Source organism: Planosporangium thailandense, assembly GCF_011947195.1.
Lineage (GTDB): Bacteria > Actinomycetota > Actinomycetes > Mycobacteriales > Micromonosporaceae > Planosporangium > Planosporangium thailandense.
The window spans coordinates 1-740 of the sequence record NZ_JAATVY010000088.1 but is presented as its reverse complement, the minus strand read 5'-3'; the positions used below and the strand labels follow the sequence as shown (position 1 = coordinate 740).

The window sequence follows — 740 nt, the reverse complement described above, 5'->3', positions numbered from 1 at the left end:
CGGGTGCGAACATGATGACCGGCCAGTGCCACAGGTACAGGCCGTAGGAGATCATGCCGATCCAGCGCAGCGGCGGGATCGACAGCAGGCGCGCCAGCGGGGATGCCGGTGCGAGCTCGACGGCGCCGATCAGGACGGCCATCACCAGCGCGATGACGGTGGCCCCGCCGTGGTAGTAGAAGCCTCCGCTGTCGCGGGTGACGATCAGGAGCACGCCGGTCGCGACCGCGGCGAGCGGGCCGAACACGTATGCGTACCGGCTGAGCGGTTTGCGCGTCGTATCGTCGGTGCCACCCGCGGTCGCCCGGCGTACCGCGAGGGCCAGCAGGGCGCCGATGAGCAGTTGTTGGGCGCGGGCGTCGGTGCCGGCGTAGGCGCGGGTCGGGCTGTCGGGTGAGTAGAGCGCGACCATGGTGATGGCCGAGGCGGCCGCACCGAGGGTGAACACGATCGGCATCCATCGGCGGCGCCAGCGCAGCAGGGCGAGGACGAGCAGCGGCCACACGAGGTAGAACTGCTCTTCGATCGCGAGTGACCAGGCGTGCCGCAGCGGGGACTGCGAGGCGAATTGCGCGAAGTACGACTCGTCCGCCGAGATCATGTGCCAGTTGGCGTAGTAGAAGATCGTGGCGAGCAGGTCGCCGCGGCGCTGTTGCCAGTCGCTCAGCGGTGCCCAGGTGCGGATGGCGACGGCCACCGCCAGGACCATCAGCAGGAGCGCGGGCATGAGCCGCCGCACC

The 740-nt window shown here is 70.1% G+C and carries 1 protein-coding gene; it reads right to left on the bottom strand.

What is annotated here, in order from left to right; all coding sequences use genetic code 11:
• The coding region (locus HC031_RS32240) for an acyltransferase family protein (protein ID WP_167929239.1) at positions 1-740 on the bottom strand (740 nt) is incomplete at both ends.